The following is a 14,888-nucleotide window of genomic DNA, read 5'->3' as shown; positions in this document are numbered from 1 at the left end:
CGCCTAACCATCCACGGTTGCTCGACCCGAGGGTGTTTGTGATGCACCAAAACAAAGAACCCTCGGGTCAGGCCCGAGGGTGACGATCCGGACTGGGTTAGGTGCCTTTGGCAGCCCACATCCAGCTAAAATCACAGCTATTTCGCTCCCTCGCCCGTGCGGGGATGGCCGGGGAGGGGGATGGTCACTCGATCATATCGGCTCATTTATCCGCGAGACATACGAAATTATCCGGGGGGCGGGCCGGTGCTCGGCTTGACCCCTCTTTTCGCCCCGCCAATATTGGGCGGAGAAAAGAAAGCCTCGATTTTGCGCAACCTGTTCATGCCAGCCATGCTTCTGGCCGCCCTTCTGTTCGGAACGGCGGGGCAGCCGGCAATGGCGCAGACCTTGGATGCGGTGCGCGATCGCGGCTTTCTCGTCTGCGGGTCGAGCAATCCGCTCTCCGGCTTCTCGCAACTGGATACGGACAGCCGCTGGTCCGGCTTCGATGTCGATCTGTGCCGGGCGCTGGCGGCCGCCATTTTCGGCAATCCCGATCTTATCGAATTCCGCTCCTATCGCGGCGAGGCGCGCTTTGCGCCGCTCCAGACCGGCAGCGTCGATGTGCTGATGCGCAATGGCGCCTGGACGGCGGGGCGCGACACCCGCTACGGCGCCCGCTATGTGGCGCCCAGCTTCTTCGATGGCCAGGCCTTCCTCGTGCCGCAATCGCTCGGGGTCGTGTCGGCCTATGAACTGGACAATGTCAGCATCTGCGTCGTCGATGGTTTCGGGGAATTGCAGGCGCTGGACGATTTCTTCTTCTCCAACCAGACCACGTTCCAGGAAGTGGTCTATGAGGAAGCGGCCGACCTCCTGGTCGCCTATCGCGCCGGGCTCTGCCAGGTGATTTCGGCGTCCGGCCGGCAATTGCAGGCCTTTCGCCGCGAGCTTCAGGATCCGGCCCTGCATCGCATCCTGCCGGAGCGGATTTCCAAGGAAGTGCTGGGCCCGGTGGTGCGGCAGGACGACGATGAATGGTTCGAGATCGTCCGCTGGACCATGTTCGCCCTGATCACCGCCGAGGAAGTGGGCGTGACCAGCCTCAATATCGATTCCCTTTCGGCCGCGCGCACGCCGGCCGTCCGCCGCATTCTGGGGCTGGAAGGCGATTATGGCAGCGCGCTTCGCCTGCGCCCCACCTTCATGAGCGACGCCATTCGCGCCGTGGGCAATTATGCCGAGCTTTACGACCGCAATTTCGGTCCGCAGACCGGCGCCGCCATGCTGCGCGGGCAGAATGCGCTGTGGAGCAATGGCGGGCTGCTCTATGCCCCGCCGATAATGTAACCATTCCGATCAGGCGAAGAGCAGGCTGACGCGGCGGTTCTGCTTGCCCTTCTTTTCGATCTTGCCCAGCGCCAGCCGGCCGATTTCGCCCGTCCGCGCCACATGGGTACCGCCGCAGGGCTGCAGGTCCACATCGCCGATCCGCACCAGCCGCACCCGGCCCTGGCCCATGGGCGGCTTCACCTTCATGGTCTTGATCAGGTCCGGCTTGGCCGCCATTTCGGCATCGGTGATCCATTCGGTGCTCACCGCATGATCGGCCGCCACCATGTCGTTGAGCCGCCGCTCGAGCCCATCGAGGTCCTCAGGAACGTCCGGCATGTCGAAATCGAGCCGGCCCTTGTCCTCGCCGATCTGCCCGCCGGTGACGGGGAAGGGGAAGACCACCGAGAGCAGATGGAGGGCCGTATGCATCCGCATCAATCGGTAGCGACGCGCCCAATCGATCTCGACCCGCACCGTTTCTCCCACCGCGGGCAGGGCCTGACCGTCGGCCGGCACATGAACGATCGCCGTTTTGTCGCCGTCGGGATGAATGGCGGTGCTCAGCGTCAACAGTCTGTTAGCGCTATCGGTCAATGTGCCGCTGTCGCCGGGCTGTCCGCCGGAGGTCGCGTAGAACGGGGTCCGGTCCAGTACGACGCCGCCTTCGGGCGTGATGGCGACGATCCTGGCTTCGGCCGAGCGGAGATAGGCATCGTCGCGGAACAGGAATTCGGTCATCGGAAAAACCTAGAGAACAGGGGACAATAGACGCGCTGCTTGCGTCAGAACATAAAGCGGCCAGGGCCGGCTTTCCACCTCGGCCACGCCGACCTGGCGGCAGGCCTCGAAGTCCTTGAGCAGCATGGCCTCCACTTCCGCGATCATCTGCGGATCGGTGAACCACAAGGTGATCTCGAAATTGATCGCAAACGAGCGATTATCGAAATTGACGCTGCCGACCGTGGCGATCTGGTCGTCCATCAGAACGACCTTTTGATGAAGAAAACCATCGGTGTAGCGATAGACGCCGATATCGTGCTGCACCATGGCGTCGGCATGGGCGAGGCTGGCGAGCCAGACCAGTTTGTGGTCCGGATTGTCCGGCAGCATGATCCGCACATCTACCCCGCGCAACCGCGCCGCATAGAGGGCGGTACGGATATCGGTATCCGGCACGAAATAGGGGCTGACGATCCATAACCGCTCCCGCGCCCGCCCGATCAGGTCGGTATAGGCAATGGCGCATTCTTCCAGCTTGTCCGCCGGTCCGCTGCCCATGACCAGCACGGATTGTTCGCCGAAAGTCTCCAATTCCCTGGGCGGCCGATTGGGCAGGCGTTCGCCGGTCGCCCATTCCCAATCCTCACGGAACAGCAGCGCACAGCCGAGCGCCGCCGGGCCGGAGACGCGCACATGGGTATCGCGCCAATGGCCGAAACGCGGATCCTCGCCGAGATATTCCACCCCCACATTGTGCCCGCCTACCCAGGCATGCTTGCCGTCGGCGACGACGATCTTGCGGTGATTGCGGTAATTGATGCGGGTCGGGCCATAGAGGCGCAGCAGCTTGTGCCGGTGGTTGAAGCCGGCCACCTTGACGCCGGCCTCGCGCATTTCGCGCCTATACCGCTTAGGCATGCCGGAGCTGCCGATATCGTCATAGAGCAGGAAGACCGCGACGCCCGCCTTGGCCTTGGCGATGAGCCGTTCGGCCAGTTCCTGTCCCAGCCGGTCGTCGCGCACGATATAGAATTGAACCAGCAGATATTCCTCAGCCGCCTCGATGCCGGCGAAGATCGAATCGAAGGTGGCCTTGCCGTCGATCAGCAGCTCGACATCATTGCCCTTGAGGAAGGGCAGTTCGGACACGTGAACCTGGACCGGCCAGAGCGCATCGGTCTCGCGGTCGATCAGGGCCAGGTCCTTGGCGCGCAGGGGGCGATCGGCGCGGCCGTTCTGCACCCGGTCCGTAGCGTAATCGTCGAACAGCTTCCAGCCGAAGATCAGATAGAGCAGAACCGACGGAATCGGCAGCAAAATCAATGATAAAAGCCAGGCGATCGAGCCTTGGGAGGTGCGGGAATTGAGGATTTCCCGCACCGCGCAGATGAAGGCGAGGACATAAATGGCGCCCATGATGAGCGCCACGATATGCATGTCCGCGAAAATAGCGCCGAGAATGTCGTCTATACCGAACACGTTGCCCCTTCAGCGCAAATGCAGGAGCACTCTAGCAGGCGGCGCGAAGGCCGCAATCCCAACTAGGCCGGTTCGGGCTCCATGATGCTGGCGATGTCGATCGGTGTGCGGCCGTCCATCCAGGGCGGCACGGGCAGGTTCTTGCCGCGCAGGAATTCGGGGTTGAAGATCTTGCTGGCATAGCGGTTGCCGTAGTCGCAGAGCACCGTAACGATGGTCTTGCCCGGCCCCAAATCGCGCGCCATGCGCACCGCGCCGGCGATATTGATGGCGCTGGAGCCACCCAGGCACAGGCCTTCGTGCTGCAGCAGGTCGTAGATATAGGGCAGGGCCTCGGCGTCGGAAATCTGGTAGGGCATATCCACCTTGAGCCCTTCCAGATTGGCCGTGATGCGGCCCTGGCCGATGCCTTCGGTGATCGAATTGCCCGAGGATTTCAGCGCGCCATGAGCGTAATATTCATAAAGCGCGGCGCCCTCGGGATCGGCGAGGCCGATCTTGACGTCCGGATTGCGCGACCGCAGCGCCTCGGCCACGCCGGCCAGGGTGCCGCCGGAGCCCACGGCGCAGATGAAGCCGTCGATGCGGCCACCGGTCTGCTGCCAGATTTCGGGCCCGGTGGTCTCGACATGCGCCCGGCGGTTCGAGACATTGTCGAACTGGTTGGCCCAGATCGCCCCATTGGGCAGCTCGGCATTGAGCTTTTCAGCCAGGCGTCCGGAAACCTTGATGTAATTGTTGGGATTCTTGTAGGGCTTGGCTGGAACCTCAATCAGCTCGGCGCCGTAAAGGCGCAAGGCGTCCTTCTTTTCCTGGCTCTGCGTTTCGGGGATGACGATCACCGATTTGAAGCCCAGCGAATTGGCCACCAGGGTCAACCCGATGCCGGTATTGCCCGCCGTGCCTTCCACGATGGTGCCGCCGGGCTTCAGCTTGCCCGATTTCACCGCGTCATGAATGATGAAGAGCGCGGCACGGTCCTTCACCGACTGGCCGGGGTTGAGGAATTCCGCCTTTCCCCAGATGTCGCAACCGGTCAGGGTCGAAACGCGATTGAGGCGGATCAGCGGCGTATTGCCGATGGCGGAAATGAGGTCTTCGTGCTTGGCCATGGGTCTTCTGCTGGAGGATCAAGCGCCAATGGTAGGTGCCGTCGCAGCGAGCCGCAAGGCGTAAATGGCCGTCCGGGCAGGGGTTTTCTCCGCCGGGGCTCGCGGCGCAAGGCGCGGTCGCGCCTTCCGGCGGCAGGGGAATAGAATTCCCCGGAGGCTGCTGTCCGCGTCCGCCTATTCCATCAATTCAGCCAATTGCTCCAGGGCGGCGCTCCAGGCTTCCATGGAGAAAATCCGCGTCTGTGCATCGGCATGGGGCAGACCGCGCTCGGTGAGGGTGATGCTGGTGGCATCCTCGCCCACGGCCTTGAACATCAGATCGAGCACGAAGATCAGTTCATCGTCCTCGTCCTTGTGCACCCAGGACAAGACCAGCCGCTGGTCCTCGACGAATTGCAGGACTTCCCCCGAAACCTCGTGGTCGGCCTCGTCTTCGTCCTCGGCATAGGTGATGAAGTGATATTGCCCGCCCTCAAAGGCGTCGAATTCGGCCTCGTCGGCTTGCCATTGCTCGATCAGCGCCGGATCGGTCCAGGCGGAGAACACGTCGCTGACATTGGCGGCGATGGTCCGCGTCAGGGTGATCTGGCTCTCGCCGTCGATTTCCGATCCATCGCTCATGCGGCGCTCCTTTCGGGGTGGAGTTCGGCCGTTTTCGGCAGAAAGATCGTCAGGATACCAAGAGCGGGCAGGAAGGCGCAAATCTGGAACACGGCGATCATGCCGATCCAGTCGGCCAGGGCCCCCATGGCGGCGGCGCCCAGCGCGCCGATGCCGAAGGCGAAGCCGAAGATGAAGCCGGCGATCATGCCGACCTTTCCGGGCACCAGTTCCTGGGCATAGACAACCATGGCCGAAAAGGCCGAGGAGAGGATGAGGCCCACCATGATGCTCATCACTGCCGTCCAGAACAGGTCGAGATAGGGCAGGGCGAGGGTGAAGGGGAGCGCGCCCAGGATCGACACCCAGATCACCGCCAGGCGGCCGTAGCGGTCGCCCACCGGCCCGCCGATAAAGGTGCCGGCGGCCACCGCGCCGAGGAAGGCGAAGAGGTAGAACTGGGCTTCCTGTGCCGTCAGCGCGAATTTTTCGATCAGGAAGAAGGCGTAATAGCTCTTCAGCCCTTCGATATAGATGAACTTGCTGAGCAGCAGCGCGCCGATGACCGCGAAGGCGACGATGAGGCGCTGGCGCGACAAGGCCGGCTTCTGCACCGCGACCTTGGGGCGGCTGGCCGCCTGGCGCTGATGTTCGACGAACCAGCGGCCGACATAAGCGAGCAGGGCCAGCCCGACAATGGCGACGACCAGGAAGTAGAAGACGCTGGACTGGCCGAGCGGCAGAAGAATCAGCGCGGCGGCGAGCGGGCCCAGAGCCGTGCCGGCATTGCCGCCGACCTGGAACAGGGATTGGGCGAAGCCCAGCCGGCCGCCCGAGGCCATGCGCGCTACGCGCGATGCTTCCGGATGGAACAGCGCCGAGCCGGTGCCCATGATCACCGCCGCGATGAACAGCAGCCAGAAGCCGTTGGCGGCCGCCAGCAGCGCGACGCCGGTGGCGATGATGGTCATGGAGAGAACCAGCCAATAGGGCTTGGGCTTGAGATCGCCGGAGAGCCCGAAGATCGGCTGCAGGAGACAGGCGGTGATCTGCTGTCCCAGCGTCAGCAGGCCGATCTGCAGATAGGATAGCCCGTAGTTTTCCTTCAGCATCGGATAGAGCGCCGGCAGCAGGAATTGCAGCAGGTCGTTGAGCAGATGCGCGCCGCTGATCGCCAGAATGATGCTCAGGGCTGTGCGCTGCGCGTCGGGCGCAGATGCGGAGGAAACACTGGTCATGGGAAAAAAACTTCAGGACAATTTGGCTTGTCCTACCCCGCCGGGCGCGCAAGTGCAATCAGGGTTGCACAATATATGGGCAAGGGGGAGGAAAGAGAGATGGCTCCGCGAGCTGGACTCGAACCAGCGACCATTCGATTAACAGTCGAACGCTCTACCAACTGAGCTATCGCGGAACACTTCTTGCTGCGCCGTTTGGCGAAGCGAGGTCCGTGTACCCAAACTGATCCGCTTTGCCAAGCCCCCAATGCAACGCGATGTGAATAAGTTGTCATTGGCCCGTCTGGCGGGCACGCCGGCCAAGGGCGACGAGGTCGGCCAGAATATTGAGATTGGCGAAGGGATTGTCCCCGCATGCCGCGCTCCAGTCGACCGGCGCTGCGCCCAGATTCTGCAATAGCCGCTTTGGACTGTCCGGCAGATTTGCCGGGGCAAGGGCATGCAGCGCCGATAGGCGGTAGATGGCATTGGTGGGATAGATGTCCGAACCCCAGGCCGCATAGGCCGCCGGCGCGCCCGCATCGAGCGCGGCAATCATGCGCGCGCGGTAATCGGCGGGCAGGAAGGGCGTATCCACCGCCACGGTGAGCAGGAGATCGTCTTCGTGCGCACGGCCCCGGAGATGGCGGAGCGCCGCTTCGATCCCGGCCATGGGGCCGTTATGGGCGGTATCCTGATCGGCCAGCGCGATCCCCTCGGTGGGGGCTTCCGCCGGCCCCGGTCCTGTGGAAATCAGCAGGGGCATGCCGGACATCCTCTCCGCCACCCGCGCCAGCAAGGTGCGGCCGCCAATGCGAATTCCGGCCTTGCGCACGTCGCCCAGGCGGCTGCCGCGCCCTCCGGCCAGGATGAGCGCGTGCACAATCATGCGGGCCTGGCCTTGCGCAGCAATATCAGCAGCACGATGCCGCCGACCAATCCCCAGAAAGGCGCGCCGACGCCGATAATGGTGATTCCGGAGGCTGTTGCCACGAAAGTCAGAATCGCCGGCAGGCGCGAATCTTCGTCTGCCAACGCCCCGGCCAGCGACGAGGCCAGGCTGGAAAAGAGCGCGAGCCCGGCCACGGCCTGGATCAGCAGCGGCGGAGAGGCCGCAATGAAGGCAGCCGCGAGGCTGGCGAGCGATCCCAGGGCCAGATAGGTGAATCCGGCCGAAACCGGGGCCGGCCAACGCCGCGCGGGATCGGGATGAGCTTCGGGGCCGGCGCAGATGGCGGCGGTGATCGCCGCCAGATTGCTGGTGATGCCGCCGAAAAACGCCGTGGCGGCGCTGGCGAAGCCGGTGAGCACGAAGATCGGCGCCGGCTGCAACTGGTAGCCATTAGCCTTCATGACCGCCACGCCCGGCAGGTTCTGGGACGCCATGGTGACGACATAGAGCGGCAGGGCGATGCGGATCAGTGCGTCCAGGGTGAATTCGGGCATGACGAATGCCAGGCTCGGCCAGGCGCCGTCGAACGTGCCGGCGGGCAGGTTCGTGGTCGTCGCGAGCACGATGCCGGTCACCGCAACGGCGATGGGCACGGCATAACGGCGCGCAAAGCGCAGGCCCAGTGCCCAGGCCGCCAGAATCGGCAGGGCGAGGAAAGGCATTTCGGCCACTGCCTCGACCGGCGCCAGGCACAGCGCCAGCAGCATGCCGGCCAACATGGCATTGGCAAGGGCCGAGGGAATCGCCGCCACCAACCGGGCGAGGGGGCGGATGAACCCGGTCAGGGCGATCAGCGCGGCGCAGGCAAGAAAGGCGCCCGCCACGGCCGGATAGCCGCCCATCGGTTCGCCCACGGTGAGCAGGAAGGCCGCCCCGGGCGTGGTCCAGGCGAAGCTGATCGGCGTTCGCACCCGCCAGGCCACTACGATATTAAGAATGCCGATGGCGATGCATACGGAAAACAGGCCCGATCCCGCTTGTTGCGGGCTGGCCCCCGCTGCGCTCAGCGCCGCCAGCATCAGGGTAAAGGTGCTGGCATAACCGACAATGGCGGCCAGGATGCCGGCCAGGATCGGCTGGGCGTAGTCGGAGCGGGCGGCGGAAGCAGTCATGGCGATTCCCGGCAATGGACGCCGGGGACGCTAATCTGTTGCCGTGATCAACGCTAGTTCCGGCGTCGGGAGCCGCCGCTGTTGGCGAATATTCACGTCTTGGCAATCAGCCTATTGCATAAGCGATTTGGCTCCAATAGGTACTGGCGCCCAGAGGCCGCGTGGCGGAATGGTTACGCAGCGGATTGCAAATCCGTGTATTCCGGTTCGATTCCGGACGCGGCCTCCATCTTCCTTCGATATTCTCCCTGCATGCACCGCTCCCGATGGAACGTCGCGACGGCCCGAAAGTTGGTTCGTGAGACCTTTTCAGGAGAGCACGATGTCCAGCCGCAAGCAGGAATCCACCCCGGCGCCGCTCGAAACCGAGCCCGGCACGCAAAAGGACGACAATATCGACGATCTGGGCCATCGCCCCGACGGTACCGAACAGGATCAGCCGGTCGATGGCGACGAGGGCAAGAACAAGGACGACAAGCCCAAGCGTCGATAATCGCAGCAAAATTGTCGCGGATGCGCGTCCCCGGTTGCCAAAACGGCGGGGCGGGCATATTCACGTCGAGCATATGGTCAGGGTCTGGCGATGCGCGCCTGACGCTGCTGTCCGCATCGCGCCGCAATGGTTCGACTGTGGACAAAGCAGGGTTTGGGCGCGTTTCTGTTGCCATCGGGTGACGGTCGGACATGAAGAGATCATTAAAGTTCTGTAGGGATTGTCTGGATTGGTTGTGCACCCCATCTGCCGGGCGTTAGTGTGATGGGGTCTGGAGGCGGTGAATGAAGTATCGCGGGTTCTTGGGGGCAAGCCTGCTTGCCTTGGCTATGGCGTGTGGTTCGGTTGGAGCGGCCCAGGCGCAATCCATTTCGCAGGCGCTCGCCGCCGCCTATGATCATGCGCCCGATTTGCAGGCCGCCCTGCTCAGCGCCAAGGCATCCGCGGAAGGCATCGTCCAGGCCAAATCGGGCATGATGCCGACCCTCGGCGCCTCCGTGAGCGGCTCGCAGAATGCCTCGCTCGTGGGTGGCAATTGGCAATCGGGCTCCTCCCTCACCACCGGGCTTTCCTACAGCCAGACCATTTTCGACAATTTCCGCACCGAAGCCCAGGTCGAGGCGGCCCGCGCCAGCGCCGAAGTGGCCGAACACCAAATCCGCAATGCCGAGCAGAACGTGCTTCTGGAAGTCGTTCAGGCCTATATGTCGGTGCTGAGCGGGCGGGAATTGCTGGCCCTGCGCCAGGAAAATATCAGCTTCTTCCAGGCCCAGGTCCAGGCCGCCCAGGACCGTCTCGATGTGGGCGAGGGCACGCGTATCGACGTTGCCCAGGCTCAGGCGCGTCTGGCGCAGGGCCAGGCGGCCTATCAGGCCTCGCTGGGTAGCCTGCAGACGGCCGAGGCGACGTTCCAGCGGCTCGTGGGTGTCCGGCCGCAGGGCCTTTCCACCAGCCATCAGTACAGTAACCTCATTCCGCGTTCGCTGGATTCGGCCATTTCCGAGGCTGAAATCGGCCATCCGGGTATTCTGCTGGCCAAGGCCGGTATTCGCGCCGCCCAGGCCGGCAGCGATGCCGCGCAGGCCGGTTTCGGGCCTACGGCCAGCATTTCGGGATCGGTCGGCACCAGCTGGACCGGCCCATCCGGCGGTCCGCAGGACGGTATCCGCGGCTCCCTGGGCTTTGAGGTGCGCATCCCGATCTATGCGGGCGGCGCCATCGGCTCCGCCGTGCGCCAGGCCAATCTCAACCAGATCAAGTCCGAGGTGGACGCCATGTCCGCCTATGATCAGGTGCGCGAGGCGGTGATTTCCGCCTGGACGGGCATCCAGAGCGCCGATGCGCAGATCAGTGCGGCCCAGGCCGGCGTTTCGTCCAGCAATACGGTGCTGGACGGCGTCATCCAGGAGCGCGATCTCGGCACCCGCACCACGCTGGACGTACTCAATGCCCAGGCCGACCTGACCACGGCTCGCGAAAGCCTCATCAATGCCTCCAACAGCAAGGTCGTGGCCACGTTCGCCCTGCTGAGCGCCATGGGCCGCTTGACCGCCACCGATCTCGGCCTGCCGGTTCAGGTCAAGACCGCCGTGCCCTATACGCAGGCGGTCGAGGACGTGTGGCAGGAATTGCGCACCATCGCCGAATAAGGCGCCCCTTGCGGGATGAGAGAATGCATGGCCGGGCTTGTCCCGGCCATAACTTTTCGTGGAAGACGCAATTGTTCCTCCTTGGGGCGATTCCTAATCGGGCCCCTTGCCGCTAAGCTATTGTTTACGAATCAGGGGGAGGCGGCTGCGGGCGCCTTTGCCTATCGGGCGCATGAGTAAGAGGCACCAATGAACAAGCCGGCACCCAAAGAACCGTCCATGGACGAAATCCTGTCGTCCATCCGGCAGATCATCGCCGATGACGACGCGGCGGCCACGCCGCGCCGGCCCGCGTTCCAGGCCGCTCCGCCGCCCATGCAGGCAGCGCCGGCCAAGCCGTTGAGCGACCAGGCCGACCGGGACCTTTCCGATATGCTCGAGGATATCGAGCCGCTGGCCCTGTCGCCTTCGCAGATCGTGGAAGAGGGCAGGGAGCCCGAAAGCGTCAGCTTCGATTCCATCCTGGCCGATACCGAGGCCGACGACGAAGGTCCGAGCCTGGTGGAAGCCGAGGACGTGGCCTTCGATATCGACGACGACCTGCCGAGCTTCGATCCGCTGCCGGCGCGCCAGCCCGAACCTGAGCCGGAGGCCGAGCCTGAAATGGCCGCGCTCGCCGAGGTCGAGGTGGCGCCCGAGCCCCAGCCGTCGGCCGCCCCGTTCCAGCCGAGCGTGGCTCAGGCTGCGCCGCTTCCCGATCCGACGCTGACCACGCAGATGACCGAGGAATTGCTCGAGCCGGCCACCAAGGCCGCGGTGCGCAATTCCATCGGCAAGCTCAATGCCCTGGGCATCGGCAATCCGGGCCTGACCATCGAAGCCATGATGCGCGACATGCTGCGCCCCATGCTCAAGGAATGGCTGGATGAAAATCTGCCCGCCGTGGTCGAGCGCATGGTGGAAAAGGAAATCGCCCGCGTATCGCGCGGCGAGTGACCTAGAGAGTCATCGGCGGCGGCACCACGATCACCGGCGGCTTCGGCAGGTTGTCGAACCGCCGCTGCAGCTCTAGATCGCGCAAGCGGTTGTTGAGCGCATCGATTTCCATCTGTTGGCGGCGGCGCTCGGTGTCGGCCGAAATTTCTCTCTGCAGGCAAACCAGCCGTTCGGCATTGGCCTTGATTTCCGCGGGCGTGTCGCCCGGCGTCGGCGGCGGGCAGGCCGCAAAGGCCGGTGCGGCAAGCAATCCCGCTATGGTCATGCCGATAATGGCGGCGTTTCTCATGGCTGCACCCGGATGTGTCGTCTGCAAGACCTAGATATAGGCATTGCAATTCAAACGTCATCCCGTCACCACGGGTTGCTGTTGACCCCGAACCCCGCATTTGCTTGAAGTCTGCCAACCATTTTCCGACCCGCCACGGTCTCGCCGGGCGGGTCGCTGTTGTTGCGAGTGACGTGATGCTTGAAAAGACCTATGAACCCGCCGCCGTGGAAGGCCGCATCTATGATGGCTGGCTCGAGGCCGATGCGTTTGCGGCCGGGGCAGGGGCCAAGCCCGGTGCGGAGCCGTTCACCATCGTCATTCCGCCGCCCAACGTCACCGGTTCGCTCCATATCGGGCATGCGCTCAACAATACGGTTCAGGACATTCTGATCCGCTTCAACCGCATGCTGAAAAAGGACGTGCTCTGGCAGCCGGGCACCGACCATGCCGGCATCGCCACCCAGATGATCGTCGAGCGCCAGCTTGCCGCCCAGCAGGTCGATCGTCGTACGCTCGGCCGCGAAAAGTTCATCGTGCGCGTCTGGGAATGGAAGGCCGAAAGCGGCGGCACCATCATGAACCAGCTCAAGCGTCTCGGCGCCTCCGCCGATTTTTCGCGCGAGCGCTTCACCATGGGCGCGGCAGGCCAGCCGGACGACCAGATGGTGCGCGCCGTCACCAAGGTCTTCGTGGAGCTGCACAAGAAGGGCCTGATCTACCGCGCCAAGCGGCTGGTGAACTGGCATCCGGGCCTGGAAACGGCCATCTCGGACCTTGAGGTCGAGAACCTCGAAATCAAGGGCCATATGTGGCATCTGCGCTATCCGCTCGCCGATGGGGTAACCTATGCGTTCCCGATCACCGACGAAGAGGGCAATGTCACCGGCACCGAAACGCGCGATTATATAATCGTCGCCACCACCCGCCCCGAAACCATGCTGGGCGACGTGGCCGTGGCCGTGCATCCCGACGATGAGCGCTATCAAGGCCTGATCGGCAAGTTCGTCGAATTGCCGCTGGTCGGCCGGCGCATTCCGGTGATCGCCGACGAATATGCCGATCCGGCCCTAGGCACTGGCGCAGTGAAGATCACGCCGGCGCATGATTTCAACGACTTCGAAGTGGGGGCCCGGGCCGGCCTCGAGCCGATCAACGTCTTCACCACACGTGGCGCCATCGTCGAGGACGATTTCATTCCGGCGAAATATCGTGGTCTCGACCGCTTCGAGGCCCGCAAGGCCATCATCGCCGACCTGACCTCCATGGCCGAGGAAAACGAAACACGCGGCCTCGACCATATCGAAGACAAGAAGATCATGGTTCCGCATGACGAGAAGTCCAAACTCGTCGTCATCGAGCCGTTTCTCACCGACCAGTGGTGGGTCAAGGCCGATGTGCTGGCGCAGCCGGCTTTGGCTTCAGTGCGCGAGGGCCGCACCAAATTCGTGCCGCAGCAATACGAAAACACCTATTTCGCCTGGCTGGAGAACATCAAGCCCTGGTGCATTTCGCGCCAGCTCTGGTGGGGCCACCAGATTCCGGCCTGGTATGGTCCGGACAACGAGGCCTTTGTCGCCCATAGCGAGGCCGAAGCCCAGGCGGCGGCGGACAAGCATTATGGCAAGCCGGTCACGTTGACCCGCGATCCGGACGTGCTCGATACCTGGTTCTCTTCCGCCCTCTGGCCCTTCTCGACCCTGGGCTGGCCCGACGAAACGCCCGAGCTCAAGCGCTATTATCCGACCAGCGTGCTGGTCACCGGTTTCGACATCATCTTCTTCTGGGTCGCCCGCATGATGATGATGGGGCTCGAATTCCTCGACAAGGAACCGTTCCACACCGTCTACATGCATGCCCTGGTCCGGGACGAAAAAGGCCAGAAGATGAGCAAGACCAAGGGGAACGTCATCGATCCCCTCAAGCTCGTGGATGAATACGGGGCCGATGCGACCCGCTTCACCCTGGCCGCCATGGCTGCGCAGGGGCGCGATCTCAAGCTCGCCATCAGCCGCGTGGAAGGCTACCGCAACTTCGTCACCAAGCTCTGGAATGCCGCGCGTTTCCTCGAAATGAACGAGGCGCGCCGCGTCGAAGGCTACGATCCGCGCGCCAACAAACTGCCGCTCAATCGCTGGATCGTCGGCGCCACCGCCCGGGCCATGGCCGCCGTGCGGAGCGGCATCGAGGACTACAAGTTCAACGAAGCGGCCAACAGCGCCTATGATTTCGTCTGGGGCACGTTCTGCGACTGGTACGTGGAATTCGCCAAGCCGGTGTTCAACGGCGAGGATGAGGGTGCCAAGGCGGAGACCCGCGCCACGGCCGCCTGGGCGCTCGACCAGATCCTGATCATGCTGCATCCGATCATGCCCTTCGTCACCGAGGAATTGTGGGCGAAGACCGGCGAATTCGGTCCCAAGCGCGAAAATTTGCTCATCCTGACCGAATGGCCGGACCTTTCAGGCCTTGAGGATGCCGAAGCCGATGCCGAACTGGCCTGGCTGGTCGACGTCATTTCCAATGTTCGTTCGGTTCGCGCCGAAATGAACGTGCCGGCAGGCGCCAAGCTGCAATTGGTGGTCAGCGGGGCAGGGGAACAGACGCTGGCGCGGCTCGTGGCCGGAACTTCGCTCATCACCCGCCTGGCCAGGCTGGAAGAAATCTCCCCGCGCAACGAGGTGCCCGGTGAATCGGCGCAATTCGTCGTCGGCGACGCCACCTATGCCCTGCCGCTGGCCGGCGTCATCGATCTCGGTGCCGAAAAGGCCCGCCTCGAGAAGGAAGTGGCCAAGCTCGACGCCGAAATCGCCCAGATCGACAAGAAGCTCGGCAATGAGCAATTTGTCTCCAAGGCCCCCGAAGAGGTGATCGAGGAGCAGAAGGCCCGGCGCGAAACGGCGATCGACCGCCGCTCGAAAATCCTCGAAGCGCTCAAGCATGTGAGCTGAGTTCCTCTCCCGCAGGCCGTCATCCTCGGCCAGAGATCGTCACCCTCGGGCTTGACCCGAGGGTGTTTGTGATGGGTCCTGA

Annotated in this window: 13 protein-coding genes and 2 tRNA genes; 6 read left to right on the top strand and 9 right to left on the bottom strand. The window is 63.6% G+C overall.

Features of this window, described 5'->3' with window-relative positions; all coding sequences use genetic code 11:
- The first annotated feature begins 324 nt into the window (after positions 1–324).
- Complete coding sequence (locus A3840_RS06275) at positions 325–1,332, top strand: amino acid ABC transporter substrate-binding protein (protein ID WP_067453571.1); 1,008 nt, start codon at positions 325–327, stop codon at positions 1,330–1,332.
- Positions 1,333–1,341: 9 nt separating this feature from the next.
- Here the strand turns inward: A3840_RS06275 and A3840_RS06270 are convergent, their stop codons facing one another.
- The 8 genes from A3840_RS06270 to A3840_RS06235 form a co-directional block, all read right to left on the bottom strand.
- On the bottom strand, positions 1,342–2,055 hold the full coding sequence (locus A3840_RS06270; protein ID WP_067453541.1) for an alanyl-tRNA editing protein: 714 nt from the start codon (positions 2,053–2,055) through the stop codon (positions 1,342–1,344).
- Positions 2,056–2,064: 9 nt separating this feature from the next.
- Positions 2,065–3,516: a cardiolipin synthase gene (gene cls / locus A3840_RS06265; protein ID WP_245676561.1), complete on the bottom strand. Its 1,452-nt coding sequence runs from the start codon at positions 3,514–3,516 to the stop codon at positions 2,065–2,067.
- Positions 3,517–3,578: 62 nt separating this feature from the next.
- Positions 3,579–4,628: a cysteine synthase A gene (locus tag A3840_RS06260; RefSeq protein ID WP_067453536.1), complete on the bottom strand. Its 1,050-nt coding sequence runs from the start codon at positions 4,626–4,628 to the stop codon at positions 3,579–3,581.
- A gap of 174 nt (positions 4,629–4,802) precedes the next feature.
- Positions 4,803–5,249: an SRPBCC family protein gene (locus tag A3840_RS06255; protein ID WP_067453533.1), complete on the bottom strand. Its 447-nt coding sequence runs from the start codon at positions 5,247–5,249 to the stop codon at positions 4,803–4,805.
- Positions 5,246–6,466, bottom strand: coding sequence for an MFS transporter (locus A3840_RS06250; RefSeq protein ID WP_067453530.1), 1,221 nt, complete (start codon positions 6,464–6,466; stop codon positions 5,246–5,248). Before A3840_RS06250 ends, A3840_RS06255 begins: the two co-directional genes overlap by 4 nt.
- Before the next feature lie 100 nt (positions 6,467–6,566).
- Positions 6,567–6,642: transfer RNA gene (locus A3840_RS06245), tRNA-Asn, on the bottom strand.
- A gap of 95 nt (positions 6,643–6,737) precedes the next feature.
- Complete coding sequence (mobA, locus tag A3840_RS06240) at positions 6,738–7,334, bottom strand: molybdenum cofactor guanylyltransferase (protein WP_067453528.1); 597 nt, start codon at positions 7,332–7,334, stop codon at positions 6,738–6,740.
- Positions 7,331–8,509: a benzoate/H(+) symporter BenE family transporter gene (locus A3840_RS06235; protein ID WP_067453525.1), complete on the bottom strand. Its 1,179-nt coding sequence runs from the start codon at positions 8,507–8,509 to the stop codon at positions 7,331–7,333. Before A3840_RS06235 ends, mobA begins: the two co-directional genes overlap by 4 nt.
- 155 nt (positions 8,510–8,664) lie before the next feature.
- On the opposite strand from A3840_RS06235, the gene A3840_RS06230 reads away from it, so the two are divergent.
- The 4 genes from A3840_RS06230 to A3840_RS06220 all read left to right on the top strand — a co-directional run bounded on the left by A3840_RS06230 (position 8,665) and on the right by A3840_RS06220 (position 11,587).
- A tRNA-Cys gene (locus tag A3840_RS06230) sits at positions 8,665–8,738 on the top strand.
- A 93-nt stretch (positions 8,739–8,831) separates the two neighbouring features.
- Positions 8,832–9,002, top strand: coding sequence for a hypothetical protein (locus A3840_RS19635; protein ID WP_165603133.1), 171 nt, complete (start codon positions 8,832–8,834; stop codon positions 9,000–9,002).
- A 284-nt stretch (positions 9,003–9,286) separates the two neighbouring features.
- A complete protein-coding gene (locus A3840_RS06225) occupies positions 9,287–10,651 on the top strand; it encodes a TolC family outer membrane protein (RefSeq protein WP_082903692.1) in 1,365 nt (454 codons plus the stop codon).
- A 189-nt stretch (positions 10,652–10,840) separates the two neighbouring features.
- A complete protein-coding gene (locus A3840_RS06220; RefSeq protein WP_245676560.1) occupies positions 10,841–11,587 on the top strand; it encodes a DUF2497 domain-containing protein in 747 nt (248 codons plus the stop codon).
- 1 nt (position 11,588) lies between these two features.
- Here the strand turns inward: A3840_RS06220 and A3840_RS06215 are convergent, their stop codons facing one another.
- Positions 11,589–11,852 (bottom strand): hypothetical protein, encoded by a 264-nt coding sequence (locus tag A3840_RS06215; RefSeq protein WP_131798261.1) that lies wholly within the window; start codon positions 11,850–11,852, stop codon positions 11,589–11,591.
- A 200-nt stretch (positions 11,853–12,052) separates the two neighbouring features.
- On the opposite strand from A3840_RS06215, the gene A3840_RS06210 reads away from it, so the two are divergent.
- Positions 12,053–14,806 (top strand): valine--tRNA ligase, encoded by a 2,754-nt coding sequence (locus A3840_RS06210; protein ID WP_067453517.1) that lies wholly within the window; start codon positions 12,053–12,055, stop codon positions 14,804–14,806.
- Positions 14,807–14,888: the final 82 nt, after the last annotated feature.

The sequence above is a fragment of the Devosia elaeis genome (assembly GCF_001650025.1).
Lineage (GTDB): Bacteria > Pseudomonadota > Alphaproteobacteria > Rhizobiales > Devosiaceae > Devosia > Devosia elaeis.
This window is presented reverse-complemented; position numbering and strand designations above follow the sequence as displayed.